The 3,239-nt window shown below is 38.1% G+C and carries 3 protein-coding genes and 1 pseudogene; all 4 read right to left on the minus strand.

Going from position 1 to position 3,239, the window contains the following annotated elements:
* Positions 1-414: 414 nt before the first annotated feature.
* The 4 genes and pseudogenes from C1T29_RS15215 to C1T29_RS15230 all read right to left on the minus strand — a co-directional run bounded on the left by C1T29_RS15215 (position 415) and on the right by C1T29_RS15230 (position 3,211).
* Positions 415-1,191: a sulfite exporter TauE/SafE family protein gene (locus C1T29_RS15215; RefSeq protein WP_103749982.1), complete on the minus strand. Its 777-nt coding sequence runs from the start codon at positions 1,189-1,191 to the stop codon at positions 415-417.
* A gap of 59 nt (positions 1,192-1,250) precedes the next feature.
* Positions 1,251-1,478: a sulfurtransferase TusA family protein gene (locus tag C1T29_RS15220; RefSeq protein WP_012116896.1), complete on the minus strand. Its 228-nt coding sequence runs from the start codon at positions 1,476-1,478 to the stop codon at positions 1,251-1,253.
* Between the two features lie 33 nt (positions 1,479-1,511).
* Positions 1,512-2,676 (minus strand): annotated as a pseudogene (locus tag C1T29_RS15225) (MBL fold metallo-hydrolase).
* Positions 2,642-3,211: a sulfurtransferase TusA family protein gene (locus C1T29_RS15230; protein ID WP_103749980.1), complete on the minus strand. Its 570-nt coding sequence runs from the start codon at positions 3,209-3,211 to the stop codon at positions 2,642-2,644. Before C1T29_RS15230 ends, C1T29_RS15225 begins: the two are co-directional and overlap by 35 nt.
* Positions 3,212-3,239: the final 28 nt, after the last annotated feature.

The following is a 3,239-nucleotide window of genomic DNA, read 5'->3' on the forward strand; positions in this document are numbered from 1 at the left end:
TTTATTTCGTAATGTTTTTTTATTATGCAGTGTAATAGCAAAACAAAAAAACATTACGAAATAAACCATCTATCATTTCCTCCTCAGTGCCACGTCTCTTAAAGGAATCAACCAATATGGGTTGGCAACATTATATTACATATGAGGGTGATATGATATGGTGTTAAAAGACAGCAAAAGCTGCCTAAGTAGTTGCTTCTTTTTTATATGCTTAATAACGTGTTGTTGGTGCCATGTCATGATATTCAAATATAATAACTCTAAAGCAAACAAAGACAGACTTGTCCAAGTCACCATTATCAAAATGAATTTCATCAAATACTTGAAACATTTATTGAACATGGCCAAGTGTCATAACATTAATAAGAAACCAACGAGTGATGAATCTTTTAATCTTTCATTTTACCCGCTGACTCATATCAGCTCTAACCAAATTTTAATAGCTGTCGCACTTATTAATAACGCTAAAATCCATTGCAGGAATTTTGTATTTACTTTTTGCCCAACAGATGCGCCAATAGGAGAAGCAATTAAACTGGCAATCATAAGAACCAGAGCCGGTGCAAAAAGAACCTGGCCCGTGATTACTTTTCCAACTGTTGCGCCAATAGATGAAAGAAATGTAATCGCAAGAGATGAAGCGACTGTGATTCTAACAGGAATATTTAAAATTGATAACATAAAGGGGACCAGGATAAAGGCGCCGCCAGCTCCTAAAACACCCGATACACCACCAATGATAAACGCTAGGGACGAAGCCAACCATTTATTAAATATCACTTCTTTGTCTTCGCTTTGTTCTTGTCCTTTTTTAGGTATAAACATTAAAATAACTGCTAAAATAGCCAGAATACCGTATATAAAGTTAATTCCTTTTTCAGATATATAATGAGAAAAGTAACTCCCCAATACACTCCCTACAAGGATGCTGCTTCCCATGTAAATAATTAATGCTTTATTTAGAAGACCACTCTTACGATAAGCCCAAACACCGCCAAGTGTCGCAAAGAAAACTTGAATAGCCCCTATCCCTGACACTTCATGGGCAGTTAATGACATCACTCCCATTAAAGAAGGAATGTACAATAGCATTGGATAATTAATAACTGCTCCGCCAATACCAATCATTCCGGAAATAAAGGCACCAATAAACCCTATAATGAAAAGAGTTGTGATAAAGGCAATATCCACTTTGGTTTCCTCCTTTCAAAGGAAAAGGGTATCTTTTTATTCGATACCCTTTCCATTCATTAGCCTTTTTTAATCCAGAATTTCAATACATCGCCTTCATCAGTTTGCTCTAAAAGGTCATGCCCGCCTGATTTAGACCAAGCTGCAAGATCACTTTTAGCTCCCTTATCTGTTGCATGCACTTCTAATATTTGACCTGATTCCAGTTCATTCATCGCTTTTTTTGTCCTGACGATTGGCATTGGGCATGCCAGGCCTTTTGCGTCTAATACTTTATCTGATTTCATGTTCATCTCTCCTCTTTTTAACAGAAACTTGTGTTACCGTATTGCACAGCGGTTTGGACCAATCTCCATTTCACGCTGTTTTTCTTCATCCGGGCTGAATTTCCCCATGTTTGTTTCTCGAATCTCTTGGTATGCATTTGGCTGCGGAGGCAAATGATCTGTTACTAGGTGTCTAAATTCTGTTTCATCCGCAATGTTCAAACCATGGTTCTCGCTAAATAACGTGCTTAGTTTTTTACCAACACTTCCATTCTCATTTAGCTCGTCAATGATCATAAAGTGTGCCGGTAATACAATTAAATTCTTTGATAACGCTTTGTAACGGCTATAAAGCGTTTTTCTTAAATCTCCTACCCAATCTTCTGCCATACCGGCTAAGTCTGGTCTGCCAATTGAATCAATAAACAAAATATCACCTGAAAGAAGATACAGATCATCGACAATGAAAGAAGTGGAGCCAATCGTGTGCCCCGGAGAATAAATCGGGTGAATTTTAATCTTTGTATTTCCAATAATCATGTCTTTTCCTTCTTCCAACGGCTGATAATCGAATACCACTTCTTCAGCATCTTTAGGCGGTAACCAGTAGGTTGCTTTTGTTTTTTCAGCAATGACTCTGCCGCCTGAAATATGGTCCGCGTGAAGATGTGTATCAAATACGTGAGTAATCTCCGCACCCTTCTCTTTCACAAAGTCTATAAAAATATCCGCCATACGTGTCGCATCAATAATCGCCGCTTCACCATCGGAAATGACCATGTATGACAGGCAGCCTTTACCGATTCGAACAAACTGATACATCTCACCGCCATCTTTTAAATCCCCGACTTTTACCGGCTCTAAATGTTCGCTCCATGCTTTCATTCCACCCTTAAGATAGGATACAGAATGACCTGCTTCAGAAAGCATTTCGGATACCATGACGGATGAACCTTCTTTTGCACAAACGACCAGCACTTCTTTATCAGAAGGAATTTTCTCCAAGATATCTTCTACGCCATCTAAAAGATCGAAATACGGTACATTTAAATAGTCAAAACAATGTCCTTCAATCTTCCAATCGTTAAAATCATTTTCATTACGCACATCCAGGATAAATAAAGATTCTTTGTTAAAGATTTTTTGTGTGACTTCTTTTACGGTAAGTGCTTGAACGGTCATGTTTACATACCTCCTTTTTCTGTTTTACCTGTCCAATCCCGCATACCGGGGACAACATTAATAACCTTTTTAAAACCTTGTTTTTTCATGGTGTGGGCCGCCATTTCACTTCTTCTTCCCGAATGGCAGATAATATAAATTTCATCATTTTTGTTTAATTCGTTAGAGCGCTTTTCCACTTCACCAAGAGGGATATGCACAACTCCAGGAATATGAGCTTTTTCATACTCCTCTATCTCTCGTACATCTAAAATGTTAAGAGACTCGTCACTATCCACTTTCTGTTTGAAAGCTTCTAATGAAATCTCAGGAATTGAAGCTGCATTTTCTGCTGAAAGCTCTCCTCCTTTTCGAAGAAAATGACGAAGTATTTCCCCCTCTGCTTCAGTACCTAGATATTCATGGCCTGTACTATTTGCCCATGCTTCCAGATCTGCTGTAGAACCTTTATCTGTCGCTTGAATTTCCAATACTTCACCAGCTTTTAAATCCTTCATACTCTTCTTCGTTTTTACGATAGGAATTGGACACGCCAAACCTTTAGCGTCTAGTACAATATTTGCTTTCATCATTTTTTCCTCCTTTTCTCATATAGGGGTG

This window comes from Bacillus sp. MBGLi79, assembly GCF_002953915.1.